This window comes from Amycolatopsis nalaikhensis (genome assembly GCF_030264295.1).
GTDB classification, from domain to species: domain Bacteria; phylum Actinomycetota; class Actinomycetes; order Mycobacteriales; family Pseudonocardiaceae; genus Amycolatopsis; species Amycolatopsis nalaikhensis.
This window is the reverse complement of the sequence record NZ_CP127173.1, coordinates 7,162,603-7,185,326: the sequence shown is the minus strand read 5'-3', so window position 1 is coordinate 7,185,326 and position 22,724 is coordinate 7,162,603. Positions and strand designations below refer to the sequence as shown.

The window sequence follows — 22,724 nt, the reverse complement described above, 5'->3', positions numbered from 1 at the left end:
GTTGAGTTGGTTCTAGACCACTGCGCCAGACTCAGTGGCCGTGGCGCGGAACGTCTCCTCGTACTCAGCCGGAGGGGTGTTCCCGCAGAAAGAATGTAGCCGTTCCCTGTTGTACCAGGCAACCCATTCCATGGTGGCCAGCGTCACGTCCGTGGTGTTCTCCCAGTCGCCTCGGTAGTCGATGAGCTCCTTCTTGTAGAGACTGTTGAGCGATTCGGCTGCGGCATTGTCATAGGAATCTCCTGTGCTGCCCACCGAACGCGCCGCGCCGATCTGATCAAGCCGCTCGGCGTAGCGAATGGAGGTATATTGAACGCCTCTATCGGAATGGTGAACAAGACCGTCAATACCGCCTCCGGAACTGCCTCCACGTGCCCAGATTGCCATCTCCAGAGCGTCGAGCGCGAGGTCGGCACCCAGGTGATCGGCGACCTGCCAGCCGAGGATCCGCCGGGAGTACAGGTCCTGGACGAACGCGGTGTACGCCCAGCCGGCCGCGGTGGCGACGTAGGTGATGTCGGCGACCCACCGCTGGTCCGGCGCGTCCGCGGTGAAGTCACGTTCAAGCAGGTCACCTGGCCTGTCCGCAGCCGGGATGGTGGTCCGTGGCCGCTTACGGGGCGCAGTCACCCCGCTGATACCCAGCTCGCGCATCAGCCGCTCGACCGTGCACCGCGCCACCTCGACACCGTCCCGACCGAGCTGGCGCCATACCTTCCGTGCCCCGTACAGGCCACGCCCCGGCCCATGCCACACCCGCAGAATCTCCTTCTTCAGCCATTCGTCCCGGACCGCGCGAGCAGACGGGGCCGACTCCCGTTTCTTCGCCGCCCAATACGTCGACGGCGACACCTCCAGCACGGCACAGATCGGCTCGACACCGAACTGATCCCGGTGGGTATCGATGAACTCGACTAGCGCGGCGGTTTCGGGTCGAGTTCCCGGGCGAAAAACGCCGACGCGGCCTTCAGGATCTCGTTCGCCCGTCGCAGTTCACGATTCTCCCGCTCCAGCTCAGCGATCCGCTGGATATCACTTGTCGACGTACCGGGCCGCTTCCCACCATCGACCTCGGCCTGCCGCACCCAGGTCCGCAACGCCTCCCGATGCACACCAAGCTGGTCAGCGACCCGAGCGATCACACCCGTCCGCTCGCCCTGCTCACGTAGCTCAAAGACCATCCGGACCGCACGTTCCCGCAGCTCAGACGAGTATTTCCTCGGTGGTGCCATAGCTCCTCACCTTTCCAGGTATCAGAGCCTCCAACCAACCCGGGGCGGTCCACAGGCCCTAGGACGGCAGGACGACGTCGATCAGTGACCGCGCGGTGGCTTTGAGCCGTTCCGGGTCCTGGTAGACGCGTTCCATCACCACGATGCCCCGGGTCATGGTGACCAGCACGCGCGCCGCCTCGGGCGCGGGGAGGGTGAGCCTGTTCTCCTCAGTGGACAGCCGGTCCCGGACGAGCTCTTCCAGCCGGTCGAGCAGATCGCGCAACGCCGCGCGGATCCGGTCGTCGTCCGCTCGGGAGTCGATCGCCGTCTTGGTCGTCAGGCAGCCGCGCGCGGGTTCACCCGCGGTCATGGACGCGATGGTGAAGTCGAAGAACTCCCGCAGGGCACGGCCGGCGTCCGGGTCGGCGAGCACGCGGGCGGCCTCGGCGAGGAAGTCGCGGGCATACCCCTCGAACACCTGCAGGAAGAGGGTTTCCTTGTCCTGGTAGGCGTTGTAGAGCGAGCCGCGCAGGACGCCCGAGGCGTTCGCGATGTCCTGAATGGACGTCGCGCCGTAGCCCTTCACCCAGAAGACGTCCCTGGCCAGCTCGAGCGTGCGCTGCTCGTCGAACTGCCGCTTACCCGCCACGTCGTCAGCCTACCCCATCTTTGACAGAGCTGCCAAAGACCGGCTAGATTGCCATTTATGACGACTGTGTCAAAGATGCTGGACCTGCGCGGACGCCGCACCCTGATCACCGGAGCGGGCAGCGGCATCGGGCGCGCCCTGGCCCTGGAACTGGCGTCCCGGCAGGGCGCGCTGGCGCTCGCCGGACGCCGCGCCGAGCCGCTGGCCGAAACGGCGGCACTGGTCGCCGAGCGCGGCGGAACGGCGCACGTGATCACGGCCGACCTGACCGCCGACGGCGAGCCGGACCGCGTCGTCGCGGAAGCGGCCGAGACACTCGGCGGCCTGGACGTCCTGATCAACAACGCGGGCAACGTCCGGGCGGCGGCGCTCGAAGACATCGACGTGGCAGACATCCGCGCCATGATCGAGCTCAACCTGCTGGCCCCGATCCTCACGACCCGCGCGGCGCTCCCCCACCTCCGGGCAGCGGGAGCCGAGCACGGAAACGCCGCGGTGATCGGCATTTCGTCGGCCTCGGCATTGGTGGGAACCCCGTTCTACGCGACGTACGCGGCGACGAAGGCCGGTCTGATGCGTTTCGGCGAAGCTCTGCGCCGCGAGCTGTACGGCAGCGGAATCCACGTGGCATCGGTCTACCCCGGCCCGGTCGACACGCCGATGATGACGACCACCCAGGCGGGCGCGGACCTGGGCTACGGGCTGCGCCCCGTCGGCGAGGTGGTGGCGCAGATCGTGGCCGGTCTCGAAGAAGGCCTGATCGACATCAACACCCAGCACCCGGAACGCCGGAGGATGCAGGAGCTCAACGCCCGCGACCCGCTGGCGCTCGACGCGGAGTTCGCCCCGAAACTGGCCGAACTCCGAGCCGCGGTCAGCACCCACCGGAGCATCTGACCGAAGGCCGCGCCGGGGGTGGTCACGCCATCAGCAGGGCGATCCCGGCCGGCAACGCCGCGCACAGCACGGCAGCGAACCGGCGGAGAACGATGGCGAGCGACGTTTCGGCCGTGGTCCCCCGGGCCGCGGCCGACGCCGTGCCGACAACGCGGGTGCCCACGCTGACCGCGAGCGCGAGCGGGCGGTCCCGGGCGCGAACAGCAGACGGCGGCGGCTCAAGACCCACCCGGCGAAGGCGGCTCACGCGAGCCCGACCGCGATCAGCACCGCGAAAGCGGCCTGCGATCAACGCCGCACCGGAGGCACCCGCGAGCCCCACGGCCACGTGCCGCATCCGGGAGCGCAGCGAAACCTCCGTTGCCAGTGCCCGCTCCCGTTCCCACGTCTTGCGCCATCGGGCGTCGCGGAAAGCGGTTTCGCCCACTAGGCTTGGAGATCTCCGGTCAGGGCCAACCCGAGGGAGCTGCCGACGTGGTCGAGACGTCCGACATCGTTCGCCCGCCCGCCGAACTCAGTGCGGCTCTCGCCGCCATCGGCAGTGCGACCGCCAGTGGTGAACTCAGCCGCATGGGCATTCGCAGCGCCTTCATCCGCGGCCCCGTCTCCGTGACCCCCGGCGTCCGCGTCGCCGGGCCCGCGCTGACGCTGCAGTTCCTGCCCAAGCGGGAAGACCTCTACCCCGTCGACGAGTACGAAGAACCGGAAAAGCAGCTGCACCGGCACGTCATGTACCACACCCAGCCCGGCGACATGATCGTCGTCGACGCGCGCGGCGACATGAACAGCGGCGTGTTCGGCGAAATGATGCTGACCTACTTCAAGGGCCGCGGCGGTCTCGGCGTCGTCGTCGACGGGTGCCTGCGCGACACCGCCGAGGCCAAGCGGCTCGGGCTGGGCCTGTGGATCCGGGGCGCCACCCCGAACTTCCACGCCCAGACCGACATCGTCCCCGCCGCCGTCAACGTGCCGGTCGCGTGCGGGGGCACGCTCGTCGAGCCCGGCGACATCGTCGTCGCCGATGACGACGGGGCCGTCGTCGTGCCCGTCAAGCTCGCCCCCGCTCTGGTGGCGCACGCCCAGGAACACGCGGAATGGGAGGAGTTCTCCCGGATCCGGCTCTCCGAAGGCGGCGACATGCGGCTGTACTACCCGCTGTCGGACGAGGCCCGGCCCGAATACGAACGGTGGCGCGCCGAGCAGGGCCGCGCCTAGCTCCACAGGCGGTCGTGGCTCGACTCCTTGTCCCAGTGCGTCGTTTCCGCGAAGAACACCGGATCGCGCGGATCGAGGTGGCGGCGCACCAGCTCTTCGTCGAGGTCGCCGAAACCCAGTCCCGGCGTGTCCGGCACCGTGATGTGGCCGTCCTGGATCAGCGGCCGAGGCAGGTCGGTGACGAGGTCGCTCCAGAAGTCCACGTCGGCCGCGTGGTGTTCGAGGGCGAGGAAGTTCTCCGTGGCCGCCGCCAGGTGCACGCACGCCATCGTCGCGATCGGTGACGCCGCCAGGTGCAACGCCATCGGGATCCCGCGCTCCTGCGCGTAGTCGCCGAGCCGCTTGGTCTCCGCGATCCCGCCCGCCGTCGCCGGGTCGGGGTGCACGACCCGGATCGCGCCCGTGTCCAGCAGCGGCCGGAAACCCTCGAGCAGGTAGATGTCCTCCCCCGTGCACGTCGGCACGGCGACGGCCTCGGTGAGCTGCCGCCACTGGCCGGTCAGCTGCCACGGGATCAGGTCCTCGATCCACGCCAACGTAAAGGGCTCCAGCGCGCGGCCGATCCGGATGCACGAATCGAGGGCGATGTGGCCGAAGTGGTCGGCCGCCAGCGCGACGTCGTAGCCGACGACCGAACGCACGACGTCCACATAGGACACCAGGTGCTCGACACCGCGCGCGGTGACCTGGATGCCGGTGAACGGGTGCATCGTCGTCCGGTTCTCGCGCGCACCGGGCGGCGCGATCAGCGCCCCCGGCACGTCCCACAGCAGGTCGATGCCCACGTCCATCTTCAGCATCGTGAACCCGCGCCGCTTGCGCTCCAGCAGCCGGGCCCCCATCGCCTCTGGGTCCGGCAGTGACGGCGTATCCGCGTAGCAACGGATTTCGTCCCGGAACCGGCCCCCGATCAGCGCGTACGCGGGGACGCCGTACGCCTTGCCCGCCAGGTCCATCAACGCCATCTCGACACCGGAGACCCCGCCGCCCTGACGGCCGTGGTGCCCGAACTGCTTGATCTTGCGGAAGATCTTGTCGACGTTGCAGGGGTTCTCGCCGACGAGCCTGCTCTTGAGGATGAGCGCGTAGGTGGCGCTGGCCTGGTCGCGCACCTCGCCGTAGCCGACGAGGCCCTGGTTGGTGTCGATCCGGATGATCGAGGAGCGGAACGGCACGCCGTCCACAGTGGCCACCCGCAGGTCGGTGATGCGCAGGTCGCTCGGCCGCGACGCCGTCGGGACATGTTCTTCGGTGATCATCCCTTCACCGCGCCCGCGGTGAGGCCCTCGGTCAGGAACCGCTGCCCGAACCCGTACATGAGCACGACCGGGATGCTGATCAGCAGCGACGCCGCGGCCAGCTGCCCCTGCGGCACGACGTCGCCGAAGATCATCGACTGCATGCCGACGGGCAGCGTCTTGTTCTCGTCCTTGGTGATGAACACGAAGGCGAACAGGAACTCGTTCCACGCGTTGGTGAGCGTGAACAGCGCGACCGCGAGCAGGCCCGGTTTGGCCAGCGGCAGCACGATCCGGACGAACGCGCCGAACCGCGTACAGCCGTCGACCAGCGCGGCCTCCTCGAGGTCGGCCGGGATCGACTTGAAGTAGCCGACGAGCAGCCACGTCGCGAACGGCAGCGTGAACGTCGGGTAGGCGAGCACGAGCGACCACAACGAGTCGTTGAGCCCGATCCCGCTCATCAGCTGGTACAGGGGGATGAACAGCAGCGCGCCCGGCATCACGTAGGTGAGCAGGATCGTCACCGTGAAGCTCTCCGAACCCCGGAACTTCAGCCGCGCCAACGCATAGCCGGCCAGCGCCGCGCAGATCAGGGCGATCACCGTGGACGCCAGCGACACCAGGATGGTGTTGACGTACCAGGTGCCGAACGCCCGGCCGGTGAACAGGTTGGTGAACTGCTCGGTGGTCCACGGCGTCGGCCAGAGGTCGTCGGTGCGCGCGACGATCTGGTCGTCGGACTTGAAGGCCGTGACCGTCATCCAGTAGAGCGGCGCGAGCACGAAGCCCAGCAGCCCCACGAGCGCGATGCCCGAGCCGGTGCCGCCGACCACGCGGGCGGCCAGCCGTTTGCTCCGCGCGGCGAGCGCGGAGACGAGCCGTCCGACGGCGGCCGCGAGCACGACGAACACGCCCAGCACGAGCGCGGCCTTCCACACGATGTGCGGTGACGCCCAGGCCAGCACGAGCACCGAGACCACGACGATGACCCAGGGCAGCGCGCGACGTTGCCCGGGAGTCAGCCGACGGCGCCCCAGGTCGGCCGCGCCCGGCAGATCGCTGCGGCGCATCATCCGCACGAGGATCACCACGAGGATGGCGATGACCGGCAGCATCACCAGCGTGACCGCGGCGCCCGCGCCCAGCTGCAGCTGCTGGATGGCCTTCGAATACGCCACCATCACGTACGGCGCGGTGGCGTCCCCGGGACCGCCCTGCGTCATCAGCCAGATCAGGTCGAAGTTGTTGAACGTCCAGATCGACGACAGCAGCACCGTCACGATCATGACCGGGCGCAGGCCCGGCAGCGTGATGTGCACGAAGCGCTGCCACGGCGACGCGCCGTCCACCATCGCCGCCTCGTGGAGGTTGCTGTCTATCGCCTTGAGCCCGGCGAGGAACGTCACCGTGAAGAACGGGATGCCCTTCCAGACGTTGACCAGGATGACCGACGGCAGCGCGAGCGCGGGATCGGACAGCCACTCCGCGGGCCACGAGTCGACGAGCCCGATCGCGGCGAGGCCGGGCCCGATGCCGGTATCGGTGAGCAGGACGTTTACGCTGCCGAAGATCGGGTCGAGCAGCGACCGCCAGGTGAAGGCCGTGACGACCGTCGGGATCACCCACGGCAGCAGGATCACCCCGGCGATGATCGCCCGGCCGCGGCGCATGTGGTGCAGCATCAACGCCGCGATGAGCCCGAAGGTCACCTTGAAGATCTCGGCGTACGCGGTGAAGACGAACGAGTTGAGCACGCCGTGGTGGAACAAGCCGTCGCCGACCAGGGCCGTGTAGTTGTCCAGCCCGACGAAGACCGTCTCCGCACCGTGGCGTTCGGTGGCACTGGTGAAGACCGAACTGATGATGGGGACCAGGATCAGGCCGGCGACCAGCACCAGCGTCGGCCCGATGAACACCGCGGCGAGGCGCCAGTCGCGCCCGAGCCGCCGCTGCGTCCGCGTGAGCGAGGAAGACGTGCCCGGCGCCGGGCGGGCCGGCGCCGGGCGTGGCCGCAGGACGGTCACTGCTTGTAGCCCTGCTGCTCGAAGATCTGCACGATCCGGCCGTGCGTCGCGGCGACGGCGTCGGCCGGCTTCGTGCCCTGGATGACCGACTGCATCATGTCGGTCAGCAGGTAGGCGGCGAGGGCGGCCTGCTCGCCGGGGCTCGGGGCCTGGGGGAACGCGTAGCCGGTCTTGGTGGTCACCGGCAGCGGCGTGCGGGTCTGCTCCCGCAGCGCGGGGAAGGCCGGGTCACCGCCGGTGTAGTACGGGTCGGAGTCCCACACCTTGCTCCACGAGGGGTTGACCAGGCACGGTGCTTCCTTCGCGACGCCGAGCAGCGCGCTCCCGCCGGCCATGAACTTCGCCACCAGCTTGGCGAGATCGGGGTTCTTCGCCCCCTTGAACACGACGAACGAGTTGGACTCGCCGTATGCCAGCGGCCGGTCGAGCGCCGGTCCGGTGGCCCCGTTGAACACGTGGGTGTTGGCGTAGACCGGGTTCTTCTTGGTCTTCGAGTCGGCGTAGACGCTGAACTGGTTGAGCGTGAGCCCCAGGATCCCGGCCAGCCAGTTCTCGTTGTTGCTCGAGTCGGTCCAGCTGCCGACCCCGGGTGGCAGCATCGGCTGGTACTTCGGGTTCGTGTAGATGTCGCCGATGAACGTGACGGCGGCGACGGTCTCCGGCGAGTTGAACACCACCTTCGTGCCGGTGTTGTCCGCGATCGCCCCGCCGTAGGTGTCGATGACGTTCTGGATGAAGCCGTTGGCGTCGCCGGAGCGGTTCACCGTGAGACCCCAGCCGAAGCGCCGCTTCGCCGGGTCGGAGACCGCCAAGGCGTTGTCGCGCAGCTCTTCCCACGAGTAATAGGGCTTGAGCGGCAGTCCTTTCTCCGCGTACCAGTCCTTGCGCAGGTACATCCCGGACGCGATGAAGTGGTACGGGATCGCGAACCAGCGCCCGTCGAACACGCAGAACTTGGTCGACGCCGTCGCGGGTTCCCCGTAAAGCGCTTTCATCTCGGTGACCACGTCGGTGACGTCGGTGAGGGCGCCGAGGTTGTGGAGCTGGCCGACGAACCGCCGGTCGCTCACGAAAGCCAGGTCGCGGCTGGTGCCCGCCTTCACCTCGGCGTCCATCTTCGCGACCATGTCCCCGGCGTCGCCGGAGACCAGGTCGTTGCGGATGGTGGTGCCGGTGGCCTGCGCGAACACCTGCAGCGACCGGTCCAGCGCCTTGTTGGCGGCCTCCGAGTACAGCTTCTGCGAGAGCATCCCCACCGACCCGCCGCGCAGCGGGGCCGCCTGATCGAGCAGCGCCTGGGGTACCTGGACGTCGACCTTCGGCGCGGGCGCGGGGCCGCTCCCGCACCCGGCGAGGCCGAGCACGCCCAGCGCGCTCGCCCCGAGGAAAGTGCGCCTCGACCACTCCGTTTTCTCTTCCATGACAACTCCTCATACCGACGGGGCGACGTTGCGACCGGCGGGACAGCGAGGCGAGCGCCCAGCTGTGGGTGGTTCAAGCGGCGAAGGACGCCGAACTGCTTATGCGCTGTCCTGGCAGCCCGTCGAACAGCCCGGCCGAGCCGCGGGGCCGCCACAGCGGAACCGGGCCCGCGCCGGGCACGGGGTCGAGCGCCAGTGCGGCCGCCCGTTCCGCGGAGTCGAACGCCCGCTGGACGACCAAAGCGTTGGCCACGCTCTGCGCGACGCTGCCGACTGGCCGCGCGCCGAACTGCACTGCATCGGCGAAGTCGACGAGCTCCGCGCGGTAGCCGTTGTCGATACCGCGGAAGACCGTCGTGTGGGTGGTGGCGTCCGGGCCGCAGCGCGTCACGCGGTATTCCGGCTCGGCTCCGGCGAGCACGAGCACGCCCTCGGTGCCGTACAGCCGCATGTCGTTGGGTTCGGGCGGGACGGGGATGTCCACGTAGGACGCGGTGTAGTTGCCGATGGCACCTCCGGTGAAGACGAGGTTGAGCGCGAGGTCCGACGGTGCGTCGATCGTGCTGTTCGCCGTCTGCACGGCCGCGTGCACCAGCGCGATTTCGCCGCACAGCAACCGGATCTGGGCGATGTGGTGCACGCCGGCGTCGAGGTGCACGCCCCCGCGGTACTGCGGCCGGTGCCGCCACGGCGTGCCGGTGAACCCGCCCGCGCGCGGCACCGACCGCACGGCGTGCCGCCACGCCACCAGGTGCACGCGGCCGATCGCGCCGTCGTCGAGCAACGCGCGGGCGTAGCGCAGGTCGTCGCGGTAGAAGTAGTTCTCGCCCACCACGAAGGTGCGGTCCGGGTGCGCGGCGGCGAGCGCGAGGAAGGCCGCGGCCTGCTCCGCGTCGACACCGGCCGGTTTCTCGCAGAACACGTGCTTGCCCGCTTCGAGCGCGTCGCGCGCCACCTCGTACAGGTGCGGGATCGGCACGGAGATCAGCACGGCGTCGACGTCGTCGCGGGCCAGCAACGCGGTGCGGTCGGCGGTGGCACTCGACGGGTCGGTCCCGCTGTAGCCGGTGAAGCGCCGGCGCTGCTCGTCGGAGGGGTCGGTGAACGCGGTGACGACGTACCGCTCGGCGAGCTGGCGCAACGCCGGCCAGTGCAGCTTCTCGACCGCGAGGCCGGTGCCGATCAGCCCCAGCCGGATCGGTGGGATCCCCGGTGCTCCCATGCCCATTCCGTTCTCGTCAACGGTTGGCGGAACTCGGTCGTGCAGTGTCTCAACGCCGCTTGGCGGCCCGCTTGCTTCGCTGCTCCTTCTCGGCGAGGAGCGTGGAGTAGTTGTTGCTCAGGTGCTTGCGCATCGCCGCGCGGGCCGCTTCCGGATCGCGCGCCACGAGCGCTTCGTAGATCTCCGTGTGCTGGGCGGTGGCGCGGCGCAGCCCCGCCGGTGCCTCGTTGGTGAGGCGGCGGCTGGCCGTGCCGAGCCAGCGGGCGGAGTACATGATCCGGTCGAGGATGCGGTTGTCGGCCGCCCGGCAGATCTCCATGTGGAACTCGTGGTCGACCTCGAGGTAGGCGTCGGGGTCCGCCTCGAGCGCCGCCATGCGGTCGATCTCGTCCTTGAGCCGCTCCAGCGTCTCATCGGTGATGCTGGCCGCGGCCATCGCGGCGAGCTCGGGCTCCAGCAGCGCACGCATCTGGTGCAGTTCCTGCAGCAGCTCGTCGACGGTCTCCGCGGGCAGCCACTCGATCAGCAACGGGCTCAGGTAGTCCCATTCCGCGCGGGGCCGCACGACGACGCGGCGGCCCTGCACGACGTCGACGATGTCGAGCGAGGCGAGGATCTTGAGCGTCTCCCGCGCCACGACGCGGGAAACCCCGAACTCCTGCGAGATCTCGAGCTTCCGACGGCGCCCGGCCGCCCTCGATTTCGCCGCGGACGATCCGCCGGGTCAGGTGGGCCGCCACCTGCACCGGAAGGGTCCGGACCTTGACAGCGTCCGGAGACTCTTGTCTCCTTGGCATGTCATCAGCTTATAGGACAAGTTCGACTTCGCGACAGTCCGTTTTTTCCGGCACTACCCGGCGGCGGGAGAGCAATGCGGATCGTGAACGTGACGACGGCGGTGGTGGCCTACCACGGTCAGGCCACCCTGGTGCGGATCGACACCGACGAGGGCCTCAGCGGGTTCGGCGAGGCCAATCCCGACGCCGGGGCGGGCGCCGTCGTCGGGATGATCAAGTCCCTGACCCCCCTGCTGCTCGGCGAGGACCCGCGCAACGTCGAGCGGTGCTGGGAAAAACTGCGCCGCAGCAAGGTTTTCGCGGGCGCGCAGAGCGGGGTGTTCGTGATCGCCCTGTCCGGGATCGAGCTTCGCGCTGTGGGACCTCGCGGGCAAGGCGGCGGGCCAGCCGGTGCACCGGATGCTCGGTGGGAAGTTCCGCGACCGCATCCGGCTCTACGCCGACTGCGGCGACGGCGACGACCCGGCGGGCTCGGTCGCCGGGTGCGTCGACCGGGCCCAGCGGATGGTCGCCGAAGGCTTCACGGCCCTCAAGTTCGACATCGACAACCTGCGCCACCCGGCGAAGTTCGACGCTTTCAACAACACGATCAACGCGGCCGAGCTGCGCTCGATGGTCGAGCGCGTGGCCGCCGTCCGGGAAGCGATCGGCCCGGACGTCGACCTGGCCATCGACCTGCACGCCCGCTACGACGTGCCGAGCGCGTGCCGGATCTCGTGGGCTTCGAGCCGTTCCGCCTGATGTGGCTGGAGGAGCCGCTGCCGGCGGAGAACGTCGACGCGCTGGTGCGGGTCCGCGCGCAGACGCGCACGCCCATCTGCGCGGGAGAAAACCTTTACCTGCGCTGGGGTTTCCGCGAGCTCCTCGAACGCGGTGCCGTGGACGTCATCGAGCCGGACGTGCCCAAGTGCGGCGGACTGGCCGAGGCCAAGAAGATCGCCAACCTCGCGGAACTGCACTACATCCCGTTCGCACCGCACCTGGTGTCAACGCCGCTGGGCACGATGGCGACGTCGCACCAGTGCGGCGCGATCCCGAACTTCCTCGTCCAGGAATGGCACGCCCTCGAGGAGCGCGCGGTGTGGGACAGCTACGTCCACGCCCCCGACGGGAGCGGCTCGATCGTCAAGGACGGCTACATCACGCTGCCCGACACCCCGGGCATCGGCGTGGAGCTCGACATGGACGGCGTCCGGGCCCACGCCGTCGCGGGCTACGGGGTGTTCGAATAACCCGGCGCGGGGGCCAGGAGGCTGCGGGCGGTGTCGGCCACGGTCTCCTCGACCGGGCGGGACCGCCAGCCGAGCACGCCGCGCGCCTTGTCCGTGCGGATCACGGGCACGCGCCCGAGGCGGGCGGCCGCTTCCCGCATGGCCGGGTCGGTCTCCGCGGCGGCCCGCACCTGCTCGGCGGTCAGCTCGGTGGTGGTCACGTCGAACCCGGCGGCGGCCAGGATCCGGGCCAGGTCGAGGAAGCTGACCGGGCACCCGGCCGCGGCGGGGAACCGCTCCCCCGCCGCCTCCGGGTGGGTCATCGCCCGCACGTGCAGGTCGGCGACGTCGCGGACGTCGACGACACCGAAGTACAGCGGCGGCACCACGGGCATCGCCCCGTCGAGGTAGCGCCGCAGGTCCTCGACCCGCAGCGCGGCCGAGCGCGGGCAGCCGAGCGAATCGAGGAGCGCCGGGTCGGCTCACTCAGCCCGCTGCGCCGCGACGCCCCGAGGATCGTCAGCCACGCCTGGCTCCGGTCGTCATGAGGACAGAATGCAGAACTTCAAGCACTTGAAGTCAACCCCCGAGGAGGTCCGGGATGAGCCACCTGGTGCGATTCGCCGACGGAACCGGCGAGGTCCGGGTCGGGCTGCTCACCGGCGAACAGGTGCGGCCGCTCGCGGTCGCGTCGATGAGTGACCTGCTGAGCCGCCCCGTGGCGGAGATCCGCGAGCTGGCCTCGGCCGCCGACGAGCCCGTGCCGACGGCCGGGACGCGCCTGCTCCCGCCCTTGGACGGGCGAATGGAGGTGTGGGCCGCCGGGGTGACGTACCTGCGGTCGGAGGAGGCCCGCCGCGAGGAGAGCGCCGACGAGGACGTGTACGCGCGGGTGTACCGGGCGCAGCGGCCGGAGCTGTTCTTCAAGTCACCCGCGTGGCGCGTGGTCACCGACGGCGAGCCGATCGCCATCCGCGCCGATTCCGCCAACAACGTCCCGGAGCCGGAACTCGGCCTGGTGCTGACGAGCGCCGGGGAGATCGCCGGGTACGTGGTGGTCGACGACGTCAGCTCCCGCAGCATCGAGGGCGAGAACCCGCTGTACCTCCCGCAGGCCAAGATCTACACCGGCTCGTGCGCGGTATCGGCCCTGGTGCGCCCGGCTTGGGAGGTGCCGGACCCGCTGTCGCTCGACCTCCGCATGCGCATCCTGCGCGACGGTCTCGAGGTGTTCGCGGGCGACGCCGGCACCAAGCAGCTGAACCGCACACCGGCGGAGCTGGTCGAGTACCTGTGGCGGGAGAACGACTTCCCCGACGGCGCGGTGCTCTCGACGGGCACGTCGATCGTGCCGGGGCTCGACCTCGGCCTGCGGCCGGGAGACGTGGTCGAGATCGAGATCGGCGACGTCGGGTCGCTGCGCTCCCCCGTGGTGCTGGGGGCGGACGAGGTGCGCCGGGTGCTCGCATCCCGCTGAGGTAGGTCGAACGCGGCAGTCGGCGGCCCAGATACCTGCATTCGGCGGTATCTGGGGGTCCGATCTGTCTGATTGGATCGACCCCCGAGCGTTTTACAACGTTGTAAAAATGAAGGGTCCTCGCCGATGAGAAGAGCCGCTTCCGTCTTCCTCGCCCTCTTGGTGGCGCTGGGCGTGGCGTCGGGAACGCCGCCCGCAGGTGCCGCCGAGCCCGTCCACGGCCTGAAGGCCGAGTACTTCACGCCGTCGGCACCCGACGCGCACGACTTCGCGAACCTGGCCGGGACCGCCCTCGACGGGGAGGTCGACCACCCCGACCTGACCTCGGTCTTCGGGCTGGTCGCCGGGCGCACCGAGCACACGACCGCCCGGTGGAGCGGGCAGCTCGCCGTGCCGGAGACCGGCGACTACACGTTCTACGCCATCGGTGACAACGGCTTCCGGCTGCTCATCGACGACGCGCCGGTGATCGACCACTGGGTCGGCGACTGGGACAAGGAGCAGACCAGCGCGCCGGTCACGCTGACCGCGGGCCGGCAGTACGACTTCAAGCTGGAGATGTTCCAGGACACCGGCGGCGCCAACATGTTCCTGCGCTGGTCGAGCGCGACCATCGCGAAGCAGATCGTGCCGCTCTCGGCGTTCACGCCGCCGGCCGACTACGCGATCGTGCCGCGCACGGCGGACGTGTCGCCGGACGGCCGCACGCTCACGGCCGACTTCGACGGCCGAGTCTCGGGCACGAACGACCTGAAGGACCACCTGCGCATCGAGGTCGACGCGACGCCGATGCCGATCGCGTTCATCGCGACGACCCGCACCCGGGCCACGATCCAGCTGGCCGAACGGGTGTTGAAGGGCCAGCGGGTCACGCTCTACTACGACGGCGCGGGCGCCCTCGCGGTGAACGGCACGAAGGTCGGCAAGGCCGGGCGCATCGTCGCGAACGCGTCGGCGGAACGCCTCCGGACGCCGTGGGGCGAGCACGTCGGCACCCGCCACCCGTTGCCGGAGTACCCGCGACCGCAGCTCGAGCGCGAGCAGTGGGTCAACCTCAACGGCCCGTGGGAGTTCGCGGCCGCCAAGGAGGGTCAGCAGCCGGTGTTCGGCAAGCGGCTGCCCGAGACGGTGGTCGTGCCCTACCCGATCGAGTCGCAGCTCTCCGGGCTCGAACGGCACGAGGACCACATGTTCTACCGCCGCACGGTCACCGTCCCGCGCGACTGGCGGATCGGCGGCGGACAGCGCCTCAAGCTCAACTTCGGCGCGGTCGACTACCAGGCCAAGGTGTGGGTGAACGGCAAGCTCGTCGCCGAGCACACCGGCGGGTACACGGCGTTCAGCGCGGACATCACCGACGCGCTCAAGCGCGGCGGCGAGCAGGAGATCGTCGTCGCCGTCACCGACACGACCGGCCCGTACCAGCCCAAGGGCAAGCAGTCCGCCAACCCCGGCGGGATCTTCTACACGCCGTCGTCGGGCATCTGGCAGACGGTGTGGCTGGAGCCGGTGGCGGACAAGGGTATCGACGAGATCAAGACGACGCCCGACCTCACCACGAACTCGCTGGCGCTGAACGTCAAGTCCGCGGGCACCGCCACCGTCACGGCGGTCGCCAAGGACGCGCGCGGCCGGTTCGTCGGCACGGTCACCGGACCGGCGAACGCGAACCTGACGCTGCCGGTGCCCAACCCGCACCTGTGGACACCGGACGACCCGTACCTGTACCAGCTGGAGATCAAGCTGGGCGGCGACAAGGTCAAGAGCTACTTCGGCATGCGGTCCACCGGTATCACGAACGTCAACGGCACGCCCAAGTTGACGCTCAACGGCAAGCCGTTCTTCTCCCTGATGCAGCTGGACCAGGGCTTCTACCCGGACGGCCTGAACACCGCGCCGAGCGACGAGGCCCTCGTCTTCGACCTGAAGGCGCAGAAGGACCTCGGCTTCAACTCCGTCCGCAAGCACATCAAGGTCGAGCCCGCCCGCTGGTACTACCACGCGGACCAGCTCGGACTGCTGGTGTGGCAGGACTTCGTGTCCGTCGAGGACGGCAACAACCCCGCGGCGCAGCAGGCGTGGCTCAGCCAGGGCCTGGAGGAGATGCACCAGCTGCAGAACTTCCCGTCCGTCTACGCGTGGATCGTGTTCAACGAGGGCTGGGGCGAGTGGGACAAGGCCGCGACCGGCCGGATCACCGACCAGGTCAAGGCCACCGACCCGAGCCGGATCGTCAGTGCCCACAGCGGGGTGAACTGCTGTGCGTCCAAGGGCGACTCGGGCGCGGGCGACGTCATCGACCACCACGACTACAACAACACCGACCCGGCGCGCTCGGACGGGCGGCGGGTCGCGATGGACGGCGAGCACGGCGGCTTCACGCTGCGCACGCCGGGTCACCAGTGGCCGGGTGCGCCGATCGCGATCTACAGCGGGGTGGCGGACAAGGCGGCGCTGACGGCGAAGTACGTCGACAACACCCGCACGTTCTACCTCGGTCAGGCGCGAGCCGAGCTGTCGGCGTCGGTCTACACGCAGGTGACCGACCTGGAAGGCGAGCTGAACGGGCTCTGGACGTACGACCGCAAGCGGATCAAGGTCGACCCGGGTCCGGTCCGCGAGATCAACCGGCGGGTGATCGAGGCCGGTGCCGACGCGGGCAAGCCCTACCCGTACGCGGGCAAGGGCCAGTGGAACCTCGACGAGCAAGGCGGAACGACCGCGAAGGACTCCAGCGGCGGCGACAACCCGCTGACGCTCACCCCGACGGGCGCGTCCTTCAAGGACGGTTCGCTGCAGTTCACGGGCGGCTCGGCCGACACCTACGGCCCGGTCGTCGACACGTCCGGCGACTACACCGTGTCCGCGAAGGTGCGGCTCGACGCGCTGCCCGGCAACTACGCGACCGCGGTGAGCCAGGACGGCCGGGAACGGGAGAGCCCGTTCTACCTGCAGTACGGGCAGGGCGCGTTCGCGTTCAGCACGCCCGGCGGCAACCGGGCCCGGTACGAGGTCGTGCCGGAGCTCGGGCGCTGGTACCAGCTCACGGGTGTGCGGTCCGGCAACGAGATCCGGCTCTACGTGGACGGCGTGAAGGTCGCGACGGCCCCGGCCGGACCGGCGCTCCTCAGCACGGGCGCGTTCACGGTCGGGCGGGCCAAGTACGACGGCCGCAACGTCGACTTCTGGAGCGGCGCGGTCGACGACGTCACCGTGGCCGGCAAGGCGTTGACGGACGCGGAGGTCGCCCAGCTCCCGTAACGCTTCCCGGCGAAGGTCCGCACAATTCGGCGCGGGTGCCCATCGGCACCCGCGCCGAATTCGCTTAACGCTCCTGAACGGCCTAAGCACCTTGACAGGACCCACCCCGGGATTCACACTCTTGAACGATTTTGGGAGCGCTCCCAGAAACGCCGTCCCGACCCGGCTTTCGAAGGAGAAAGTGCATGCGAAGCAGGACAATGGCAGCGAGTTCACTGGCCGCCTTGGTCGCGACCGGCGTTCTCACCACGGTCCTGTGGACCGACGCGCAGGCGGCGGAATCGGCGTACTACGTCGACCCGGGCACCAACGCGGCCAAGTGGGTCGCGGCGAACCCCGGCGACTCGCGCGCCGCGCTCATCCGCGACCGCATCGCCGCCGTGCCGCAGGCGCGGTGGTTCACCACCACGAACACCTCGACCGTGCGCGGCGAGGTCGACTCCTACGTCGGCGCGGCCGCCGCGGCCGGGAAGATCCCGATCATGGTGGTCTACGACATCCCGAACCGCGACTGCGGCGGGGCCAGCGGCGGCGGCGCGCCGTCCCACGACGCGTACCGGGCGTGGATCGACCAGGTGGCCGCCGGCCTGGCGGGCCGTCCCGCGGCCATCGTGCTCGAGCCCGACGTCCTCGCGCTCATGACGAACTGCCAGAGCGGCGACCAGCAAAGCCAGACGACCGCGTCGATCGCATACGCGGGCAAGAAACTGAAGGCCGGTTCGGCTCAGGCGAAGGTGTATTTCGACATCGGCCACTCCGCCTGGCTCTCCCCCGGTGACGCCGCGGCGAGGTTGCGCGCCGCCGACGTCTCGAACAGTGCCGACGGCATCTCCACCAACGTGTCCAACTACCGCGCGACCGCCGACGAAGTGTCCTACGACAAGGCGATCCTCGGCCAGCTCGGCGACTCGCGCCTGAAGGCGGTCGTGGACACGAGCCGCAACGGCAACGGGCCGGCGGGCAGCGAGTGGTGCGACCCCGCCGGGCGCGCGATCGGCACGCCCAGCACGAACCAGACCGGCGACGGCCAGATCGACGCGTTCCTCTGGGTCAAGCCCCCGGGCGAGGCGGACGGCTGCATCGCCACGGCAGGCCAGTTCGTCCCCCAGCGGGCGTACGACCTGGCCGCGGCGGCGGGTCCCATCCCGACGACCACGGCCACGACGCCCACCACCAGCACGACCCCCACGACCCCGACGACCACGACCCCGCAACCTTCGGGCGGCTGCAAGGTCACGCACCGGGTGGTCAGCGCCTGGTCGACCGGGTACACGGGCGAGATCGTCATCCAGAACCTCGGCGCACCGGCCGACCACTGGACGCTCACGTACTCGGCCCCCGGAGTGACGGTCACCCAGGGCTGGAACGGAACCTGGACCGACACGGGCGACGTCGTCAAGGTCGCCAACGCGTCCTGGAACGGCACCCTCGGCACCGGCGCGACCGCGACGATCGGCTACAACGCCGACTACACCGGCGGTACCCCGCCCTTCCAGGCAGCCGCGCTCAACGGCGTCTCCTGCTCCTGATCCAGCCGGAAACCGAGGAGGCGGCGTGCGCAGCTCGAAGACGATGATCCGGGTGGTCGTGGCTCTGCTCGTGCTGGGCACGGCCCTCGTGGTCCCGGTGGCGCCGGCGAGCGCCGCCGGGAAGTTCAACTACGGCGAGGCGTTGCAGAAAGCCGTCTGGTTCTACGACGCCCAGCGCTCCGGCGCGCTGCCCGCCGGCAACCGCGTGTCCTGGCGGGGCCCGTCGGCCCTCGGCGACGGCAAGGACGTCGGCCTGGACCTCACCGGCGGCTTCTACGACGCCGGTGACCACGTGAAGTTCGGGCTGCCGTTCGAGTTCAGCATGAGCATGCTCGCCTGGGGCGCGCTGGAAAACCGCGCCGCGTACCAGAACTCCGGCCAGTGGGCGCCCCTGCTGTCGAACCTGCGCTGGGGTGCCGACTGGCTGATCAAGGCGCACCCGCAGCCCGACGTGCTCTACGGCCAGGTCGGCAAGGGAGACGACGACCACAAGTGGTGGGGTCCCGCCGAGACGATGACCATGGCCCGGCCCGCCTACCGCATCGACGACTCCTGCCCCGGTTCGGACCTGGCGGGCGAGGCGGCCGCGCAGATGGCCGCGAGCTCGCTGGTGTTCAAGACCGACGACCCCACCTACGCGGCCACCTTGCTCACCCACGCCAAGCAGCTGTATTCCTTCGCGGACAACCACCGGGGCGCCTACTCGAACTGCATCACCGACGCGCAGAACTTCTACAAGTCCTGGAGCGGCTACCAGGACGAACTCGTGTGGGGCGCGATCTGGCTCTACAAGGCGACCGGCGACGCGAGCTACCTGACCAAGGCGCGCACCGAGTACGAGAAGCTGTCCACCGAACCGCAGACCACCACCCGTTCCTACCGCTGGACGCTCGCCTGGGACGACAAGTCCTACGGCGCCTACGTCCTGCTCGCCCAGCTCACCGGCGACGCCGAGTACATCACCGACGCCAACCGCTGGCTGGACTGGTGGACCACCGGCGTCAACGGCCAGCGCGTCCCGTACTCCCCCGGCGGCCAGGCCGTGCTCGACCAGTGGGGCTCACTGCGGTACGCGGCGAACACCGCGTTCGTGGCCCTCACCTACGCGGACTGGTTGCGCGCCACCGATCCCACCCGCGCCACGACGTACCACGACTTCGGCGTCCGGCAGATCAACTACGCGCTCGGTGACAACCCGCGCGGCGCGAGCTTCGAGGTCGGGTTCGGCGTCAACCCGCCCCGCAACCCGCACCACCGCACCGCGCACGGCTCCTGGGCCGACAACATCAACGAACCGGCGCAGAGCAGGCACATCCTGTACGGCGCGCTCGTCGGCGGCCCCACCACGGCCAACGACGCGTACGCCGACGACCGCACCAACTACACCATGAACGAGGTGGCCCTCGACTACAACGCCGGTTTCACCAGCGCTTTGGCTCGCCTCTACGGCGAGTACGGCGGCACCCCGCTGGCGGCCTTCCCCGCGCAGGAAACCCCGGACGGCCCGGAGATCCTGGCCCAGGGCGCGCTCAACCAGCCGGACGGCGGCACGTTCACCGAGGTCAAGGCGTACGTGATCAACAAGTCGGCGTGGCCGGCGCGCACGTTCACCGGATCGCTGCGCTACTACTTCACCCTCGACGGCGCCACCACGCCCGTCCAGATCTCGGTCACCTCGGCCTACAACCAGTGCGACGCGCCCACGGTGCACCAGTTCTCCGGCCAGGTGTACTACGCCGAGGTGAGCTGCTCCGGCGGCGTCGCCCCGGGCGGCCAATCCCGCTACCGCAAGGAAGTGCAGTTCCGGATCTCCAGCACGGGAACGTGGGATCCCGCCAACGACTGGTCACACACGGGCCTCGCCCCGAGCGGAACCGCACCGGCCGACAACCCGCACTTGGTGCTCACGCAGGGTTCCACGGTCGTGTGGGGCAGCGAGCCCGGACAGTCCACAGGGGACACGACGCCACCGTCCGCCCCCACGGGCGTCACGGCGACCGCGGGCAGCACCAGCGTCGACCTGACCTGGACCGCGGCCACCGACGACGTCGGAGTCGTGGGGTACGACGTCCTGAACTCGGCGGGCGCGGCGGTGGGCAGCACGACGAGCACGAGCTACCAGGTCACGGGCCTCACCCCCGGCACCGCGTACACGTTCTCGGTCCGCGCCCGCGACGCCGCGGGCAACCAGTCCCCGGCGAGCAGCCCGGTTTCGGTCACGACCACGACCGGCGGCGGCTCCGGCACCCTCGCCGTCCAGCAACGCTCCGGCAGCGGGGTGACCGACAACCAGATCCGCACGGGCCTCCAGATCGTCAACCGGGGAAGCACGTCGATCGGCTTGAACGGCGTCACGGCGCGCTATTGGTTCACGGGCGACGCGGCCAACCCGGGGTACCAGATCTGGTGCGACTACGCGGTTGTGGGATGCGGGAACGTGACGCTGCGCGTGGTGAAACTCGGTACACCGCGCCCGGGAGCGGACGCGTACGTCGAGGTCGCCTTCGCCGGCGGAACACTGGCGCCCGGCGCGACGACCGGCGAGGTCCAGATCCGCGTCGCCAAAGCGGACTGGTCACCGTTCAACCAGGCCGACGACTACAGCTACCGCACGGCGGCGTCGTTCACCGACCTGGCGACCGCGACGGCCTACCAGTCGGGCACCCTCGCCTGGGGCACCGAACCCTGACCTTCCCCGGAACCCGTGATGGAGAACGACGTGCCGAGCCAGGCGCCGGCTTCTTCCACCGACCCCAGGCTCCTCGCCAGTGGTGCCACCACTTCCGCGTGGTCCGCCGCCGTTCCGTCACGCAGGACGACGACGCGGAGCCGGTCCGACGTCGCGGACGTCATCCAGGATCCGGCGAACTCGGCGGCCAGCCGCGCCGGAGCCCGGCCGTCGCCCGCGACGAGGATCGGGATCTTCCCCGCGCGGTCCAGCACTTCTTCGATGACCCTTTCGGCGGCGGCCACGGCGCCGTAGGGACCGTCCTCGTCGGGGAGCGGGCCGAGGCCGAGGGTGAAGCGGTCCTCGCTGAGGTAGGCCAGGTTTTCGGCGGCGGCCGCCACCGCGGGCGCGTCCCGGGAGGTCGTCAAGCAGCAGACGCGGGCTCGGCGGGTCAGGGCCGCGGCGGCGGCGCACGAGGTGAAGCTCTGTTCGAGGTAGATCGTGTCGCAGCCCGCTTCGTCGAGCACCTCGCACGTCCGCCGCAACTCGGCCGCCGGCCGCTCGCGGAGCCGCAGCATCACCCCGCGGCGCGTCACGCGGGCTCCGGTCCGGTGGCCAGCTCGTTCGCCGCCGCCTCGACCGCGTTCACGATGCCGACGTAGCCCGTGCAGCGGCAGATGTTGCCCGACATCTCCTCGCGGATCCGCGCCCGGCACGGCCGCTCCTCGCGGGTGAGCAAGTCCAGCGCGGACATCAGCATGCCCGGGGTGCAGAAGCCGCACTGCAGTCCGTGGTGCGCCGAGAATGCTTCCTGCAGGGGGTGCAGGCCGCCGTCCGGCCCGGCCATGCCCTCCACCGTGGTGACCGACGATCCCTCCGCCTGCACGGCGAACATCAGGCACGCGCGCACCGGCTCACCGTCGACCAGCACGGTGCAGGCGCCGCAGACACCGTGCTCGCAGCCGACGTGGGTGCCGGTGAGGCCCAGGTCCTCGCGCAGCGCGTCGGCGAGGGTGCGCCGCGGTTCGACGTCGACGTCCCGGCGATCACCGTTGACCGTGAACTCCACCTTCATGCCGCGACACGCTCCTTCTCCTGGACGAGGGCACGGCGGACGAACTCCTCCGTCATCGCTCGCCGGTACTCGGCCGAGGCGTGGATGTCGGAACTCGGCGTGGTGGCGGCCGCGGCCGCCGCGGCGACTTCCTCCGGCGGCGCACCCGCGTCCAGCAGCTGCTCGGCCTCCCGGACGCGCAGGGGGACGCTGCCGACACCACCGATGGCGATTCGCCAGTGGCCGTCGACCTCGGCGGCGGCGACGGTGACCAGCCCGAAGTCACCGTGGCGACGGGAGAATTCCGCGAATCCCCACCGCTGGGGCACCGGCATGTCGACCGCCGTGACCATTTCGTCGTCGGCGAGCGTGGTCTCGAGAGCGCCGGTGCAGAACTCCCCCGCGGAACTCGTGCGCGTACCGCGGGGGCTCGCGATGTGGATGGTGGCTTCCAGGGCCGCGGCGACCACGGGGAGCTCGGCGGCCGGGTCCGCGTGGGAAATGCTGCCGCCGGTGGTGCCGCGGGAGCGGATCGCCGTGTGCCCGATCCACCGGGCGGCCTCGGCCAGCATCGGGTGCCCGGTCTGCTCCACCAGCCGCGCGTGGCGGACCAGCGCGCCGATCCGCAGGGCACCGTCGACGGGCACGATCGTGGCCAGCCCCGGGATCCGGTTGATGTCCACGAGCACCTCGGGCCGGGCCATGCGCAGCGCCAGCACGGGTGCCAGGCTCTGCCCGCCGGCGATGATCTTGCCGTCGCCGGCCGCGTCGGCCAGGGTCTGCACGGCTTCCCGGACGCTGGCGGCCCGGACGTAGTCGAACGGTGCGGATTTCATGACGGACC

At 70.1% G+C, this 22,724-nt stretch carries 20 protein-coding genes and 1 pseudogene; 9 read left to right on the top strand and 12 right to left on the bottom strand.

Annotation, left to right across the window (positions count from 1 at the left end; translation table 11 throughout):
- Positions 1–12: 12 nt before the first annotated feature.
- Together QP939_RS35205 and QP939_RS35200 are read right to left on the bottom strand one after the other, a co-directional pair.
- Positions 13–1,232, bottom strand: a protein-coding gene (locus tag QP939_RS35205; protein ID WP_434219583.1) for an IS3 family transposase whose coding sequence is annotated in 2 segments (ribosomal slippage) — positions 13–950 and positions 950–1,232 — 1,221 coding nt in all. Because the reading frame shifts where the segments join, the coding sequence is not laid out codon by codon here.
- 58 nt (positions 1,233–1,290) lie between these two features.
- Positions 1,291–1,863, bottom strand: coding sequence for a TetR/AcrR family transcriptional regulator (locus QP939_RS35200; RefSeq protein ID WP_285450651.1), 573 nt, complete (start codon positions 1,861–1,863; stop codon positions 1,291–1,293).
- Between the two features lie 57 nt (positions 1,864–1,920).
- On the opposite strand from QP939_RS35200, the gene QP939_RS35195 reads away from it, so the two are divergent.
- Positions 1,921–2,760 (top strand): SDR family NAD(P)-dependent oxidoreductase, encoded by an 840-nt coding sequence (locus tag QP939_RS35195; RefSeq protein WP_285450650.1) that lies wholly within the window; start codon positions 1,921–1,923, stop codon positions 2,758–2,760.
- A 22-nt stretch (positions 2,761–2,782) separates the two neighbouring features.
- Here the strand turns inward: QP939_RS35195 and QP939_RS35190 are convergent, their stop codons facing one another.
- Entirely contained in the window at positions 2,783–2,989 is a 207-nt protein-coding gene (locus QP939_RS35190; RefSeq protein WP_285450649.1) for a hypothetical protein, read from the bottom strand.
- 245 nt (positions 2,990–3,234) lie between these two features.
- Here QP939_RS35190 and QP939_RS35185 point away from each other — a divergent pair, with 245 nt between their 5' ends.
- Positions 3,235–3,975 carry a ribonuclease activity regulator RraA gene (locus tag QP939_RS35185; protein WP_285450648.1) on the top strand — a complete coding sequence of 247 codons (741 nt, stop codon included), beginning with the start codon at positions 3,235–3,237 and terminating at the stop codon, positions 3,973–3,975.
- On the opposite strand, the gene QP939_RS35180 is transcribed toward QP939_RS35185, so the two are convergent.
- From QP939_RS35180 to QP939_RS35160, 5 genes are all read right to left on the bottom strand, one after another.
- Positions 3,972–5,234, bottom strand: a complete 1,263-nt coding sequence (locus QP939_RS35180) for a mandelate racemase/muconate lactonizing enzyme family protein (protein WP_285450647.1) — start codon at positions 5,232–5,234, stop codon at positions 3,972–3,974. The two genes, QP939_RS35185 and QP939_RS35180, sit on opposite strands and share 4 nt — an antisense overlap.
- Positions 5,231–7,240, bottom strand: coding sequence for an ABC transporter permease (locus QP939_RS35175; RefSeq protein ID WP_285450646.1), 2,010 nt, complete (start codon positions 7,238–7,240; stop codon positions 5,231–5,233). The genes QP939_RS35180 and QP939_RS35175 overlap by 4 nt, the downstream gene beginning before the upstream one ends.
- A complete protein-coding gene (locus tag QP939_RS35170) occupies positions 7,237–8,661 on the bottom strand; it encodes an ABC transporter substrate-binding protein (RefSeq protein ID WP_285450645.1) in 1,425 nt (474 codons plus the stop codon). The genes QP939_RS35175 and QP939_RS35170 overlap by 4 nt, the downstream gene beginning before the upstream one ends.
- Before the next feature lie 73 nt (positions 8,662–8,734).
- Entirely contained in the window at positions 8,735–9,883 is a 1,149-nt protein-coding gene (locus tag QP939_RS35165) for a Gfo/Idh/MocA family protein (protein WP_285450643.1), read from the bottom strand.
- Between the two features lie 49 nt (positions 9,884–9,932).
- Positions 9,933–10,520, bottom strand: coding sequence for a FadR/GntR family transcriptional regulator (locus QP939_RS35160; protein ID WP_285450641.1), 588 nt, complete (start codon positions 10,518–10,520; stop codon positions 9,933–9,935).
- A gap of 234 nt (positions 10,521–10,754) precedes the next feature.
- Here QP939_RS35160 and QP939_RS35155 point away from each other — a divergent pair.
- The 3 genes and pseudogenes from QP939_RS35155 to QP939_RS35145 form a co-directional block, all read left to right on the top strand.
- Positions 10,755–10,991, top strand: a pseudogene (locus QP939_RS35155) (mandelate racemase/muconate lactonizing enzyme family protein); the annotation flags it as partial.
- Positions 10,992–11,079: 88 nt separating this feature from the next.
- On the top strand, positions 11,080–11,421 hold the full coding sequence (locus QP939_RS35150) for an enolase C-terminal domain-like protein (RefSeq protein WP_285459919.1): 342 nt from the start codon (positions 11,080–11,082) through the stop codon (positions 11,419–11,421).
- Positions 11,385–11,912 carry an enolase C-terminal domain-like protein gene (locus tag QP939_RS35145; protein WP_285459918.1) on the top strand — a complete coding sequence of 176 codons (528 nt, stop codon included), beginning with the start codon at positions 11,385–11,387 and terminating at the stop codon, positions 11,910–11,912. Before QP939_RS35150 ends, QP939_RS35145 begins: the two co-directional genes overlap by 37 nt.
- Here the strand turns inward: QP939_RS35145 and QP939_RS35140 are convergent.
- A complete protein-coding gene (locus QP939_RS35140; RefSeq protein WP_285450640.1) occupies positions 11,894–12,286 on the bottom strand; it encodes an NAD-dependent epimerase/dehydratase family protein in 393 nt (130 codons plus the stop codon). The two genes, QP939_RS35145 and QP939_RS35140, sit on opposite strands and share 19 nt — an antisense overlap.
- A gap of 206 nt (positions 12,287–12,492) precedes the next feature.
- On the opposite strand from QP939_RS35140, the gene QP939_RS35135 reads away from it, so the two are divergent.
- The 4 genes from QP939_RS35135 (at position 12,493) to QP939_RS35120 (ending at position 20,847) form a co-directional block, all read left to right on the top strand.
- Positions 12,493–13,368, top strand: coding sequence for a fumarylacetoacetate hydrolase family protein (locus QP939_RS35135; protein ID WP_285450638.1), 876 nt, complete (start codon positions 12,493–12,495; stop codon positions 13,366–13,368).
- Positions 13,369–13,494: 126 nt separating this feature from the next.
- Positions 13,495–16,629 (top strand): LamG-like jellyroll fold domain-containing protein, encoded by a 3,135-nt coding sequence (locus tag QP939_RS35130; RefSeq protein WP_285450637.1) that lies wholly within the window; start codon positions 13,495–13,497, stop codon positions 16,627–16,629.
- 200 nt (positions 16,630–16,829) lie between these two features.
- Positions 16,830–18,158, top strand: coding sequence for a glycoside hydrolase family 6 protein (locus QP939_RS35125; protein ID WP_331661630.1), 1,329 nt, complete (start codon positions 16,830–16,832; stop codon positions 18,156–18,158).
- A 43-nt stretch (positions 18,159–18,201) separates the two neighbouring features.
- Complete coding sequence (locus QP939_RS35120; RefSeq protein ID WP_434219685.1) at positions 18,202–20,847, top strand: glycoside hydrolase family 9 protein; 2,646 nt, start codon at positions 18,202–18,204, stop codon at positions 20,845–20,847.
- Here QP939_RS35120 and QP939_RS35115 read toward each other — a convergent pair.
- The 3 genes from QP939_RS35115 to QP939_RS35105 are packed head-to-tail and all read right to left on the bottom strand — an operon-like array spanning position 20,808 to position 22,716.
- A complete protein-coding gene (locus QP939_RS35115; RefSeq protein WP_285450633.1) occupies positions 20,808–21,422 on the bottom strand; it encodes a hypothetical protein in 615 nt (204 codons plus the stop codon). The genes QP939_RS35120 and QP939_RS35115 overlap by 40 nt on opposite strands.
- The gene (locus QP939_RS35110; protein ID WP_285450632.1) at positions 21,419–21,901 is read right to left on the bottom strand and encodes a (2Fe-2S)-binding protein; all 483 of its coding nucleotides are present in this window, start codon (positions 21,899–21,901) and stop codon (positions 21,419–21,421) included. The genes QP939_RS35115 and QP939_RS35110 overlap by 4 nt, the downstream gene beginning before the upstream one ends.
- Positions 21,898–22,716, bottom strand: coding sequence for an FAD binding domain-containing protein (locus QP939_RS35105; protein WP_285450630.1), 819 nt, complete (start codon positions 22,714–22,716; stop codon positions 21,898–21,900). The genes QP939_RS35110 and QP939_RS35105 overlap by 4 nt, the downstream gene beginning before the upstream one ends.
- Positions 22,717–22,724 lie beyond the last annotated feature (8 nt).

What these genes read in the sequence shown, in the direction of transcription:
- QP939_RS35125 (WP_331661630.1), top strand. Translation starts at nt 16,830, where the DNA reads ATGGCAGCGAGTTCACTGGCCGCCTTGGTCGCGACCGGCGTTCTCACC.
- QP939_RS35130 (WP_285450637.1), top strand. Translation starts at nt 13,495, where the DNA reads ATGAGAAGAGCCGCTTCCGTCTTCCTCGCCCTCTTGGTGGCGCTGGGC.
- QP939_RS35195 (WP_285450650.1), top strand. Translation starts at nt 1,921, where the DNA reads ATGACGACTGTGTCAAAGATGCTGGACCTGCGCGGACGCCGCACCCTG.
- QP939_RS35150 (WP_285459919.1), top strand. Translation starts at nt 11,080, where the DNA reads ATGCTCGGTGGGAAGTTCCGCGACCGCATCCGGCTCTACGCCGACTGC.
- QP939_RS35120 (WP_434219685.1), top strand. Translation starts at nt 18,202, where the DNA reads ATGATCCGGGTGGTCGTGGCTCTGCTCGTGCTGGGCACGGCCCTCGTG.
- QP939_RS35170 (WP_285450645.1), bottom strand. Translation starts at nt 8,661, where the DNA reads ATGGAAGAGAAAACGGAGTGGTCGAGGCGCACTTTCCTCGGGGCGAGC.
- QP939_RS35110 (WP_285450632.1), bottom strand. Translation starts at nt 21,901, where the DNA reads ATGAAGGTGGAGTTCACGGTCAACGGTGATCGCCGGGACGTCGACGTC.
- QP939_RS35165 (WP_285450643.1), bottom strand. Translation starts at nt 9,883, where the DNA reads ATGGGAGCACCGGGGATCCCACCGATCCGGCTGGGGCTGATCGGCACC.
- QP939_RS35180 (WP_285450647.1), bottom strand. Translation starts at nt 5,234, where the DNA reads ATGATCACCGAAGAACATGTCCCGACGGCGTCGCGGCCGAGCGACCTG.
- QP939_RS35135 (WP_285450638.1), top strand. Translation starts at nt 12,493, where the DNA reads ATGAGCCACCTGGTGCGATTCGCCGACGGAACCGGCGAGGTCCGGGTC.
- QP939_RS35105 (WP_285450630.1), bottom strand. Translation starts at nt 22,716, where the DNA reads ATGAAATCCGCACCGTTCGACTACGTCCGGGCCGCCAGCGTCCGGGAA.
- QP939_RS35140 (WP_285450640.1), bottom strand. Translation starts at nt 12,286, where the DNA reads ATGCCCGTGGTGCCGCCGCTGTACTTCGGTGTCGTCGACGTCCGCGAC.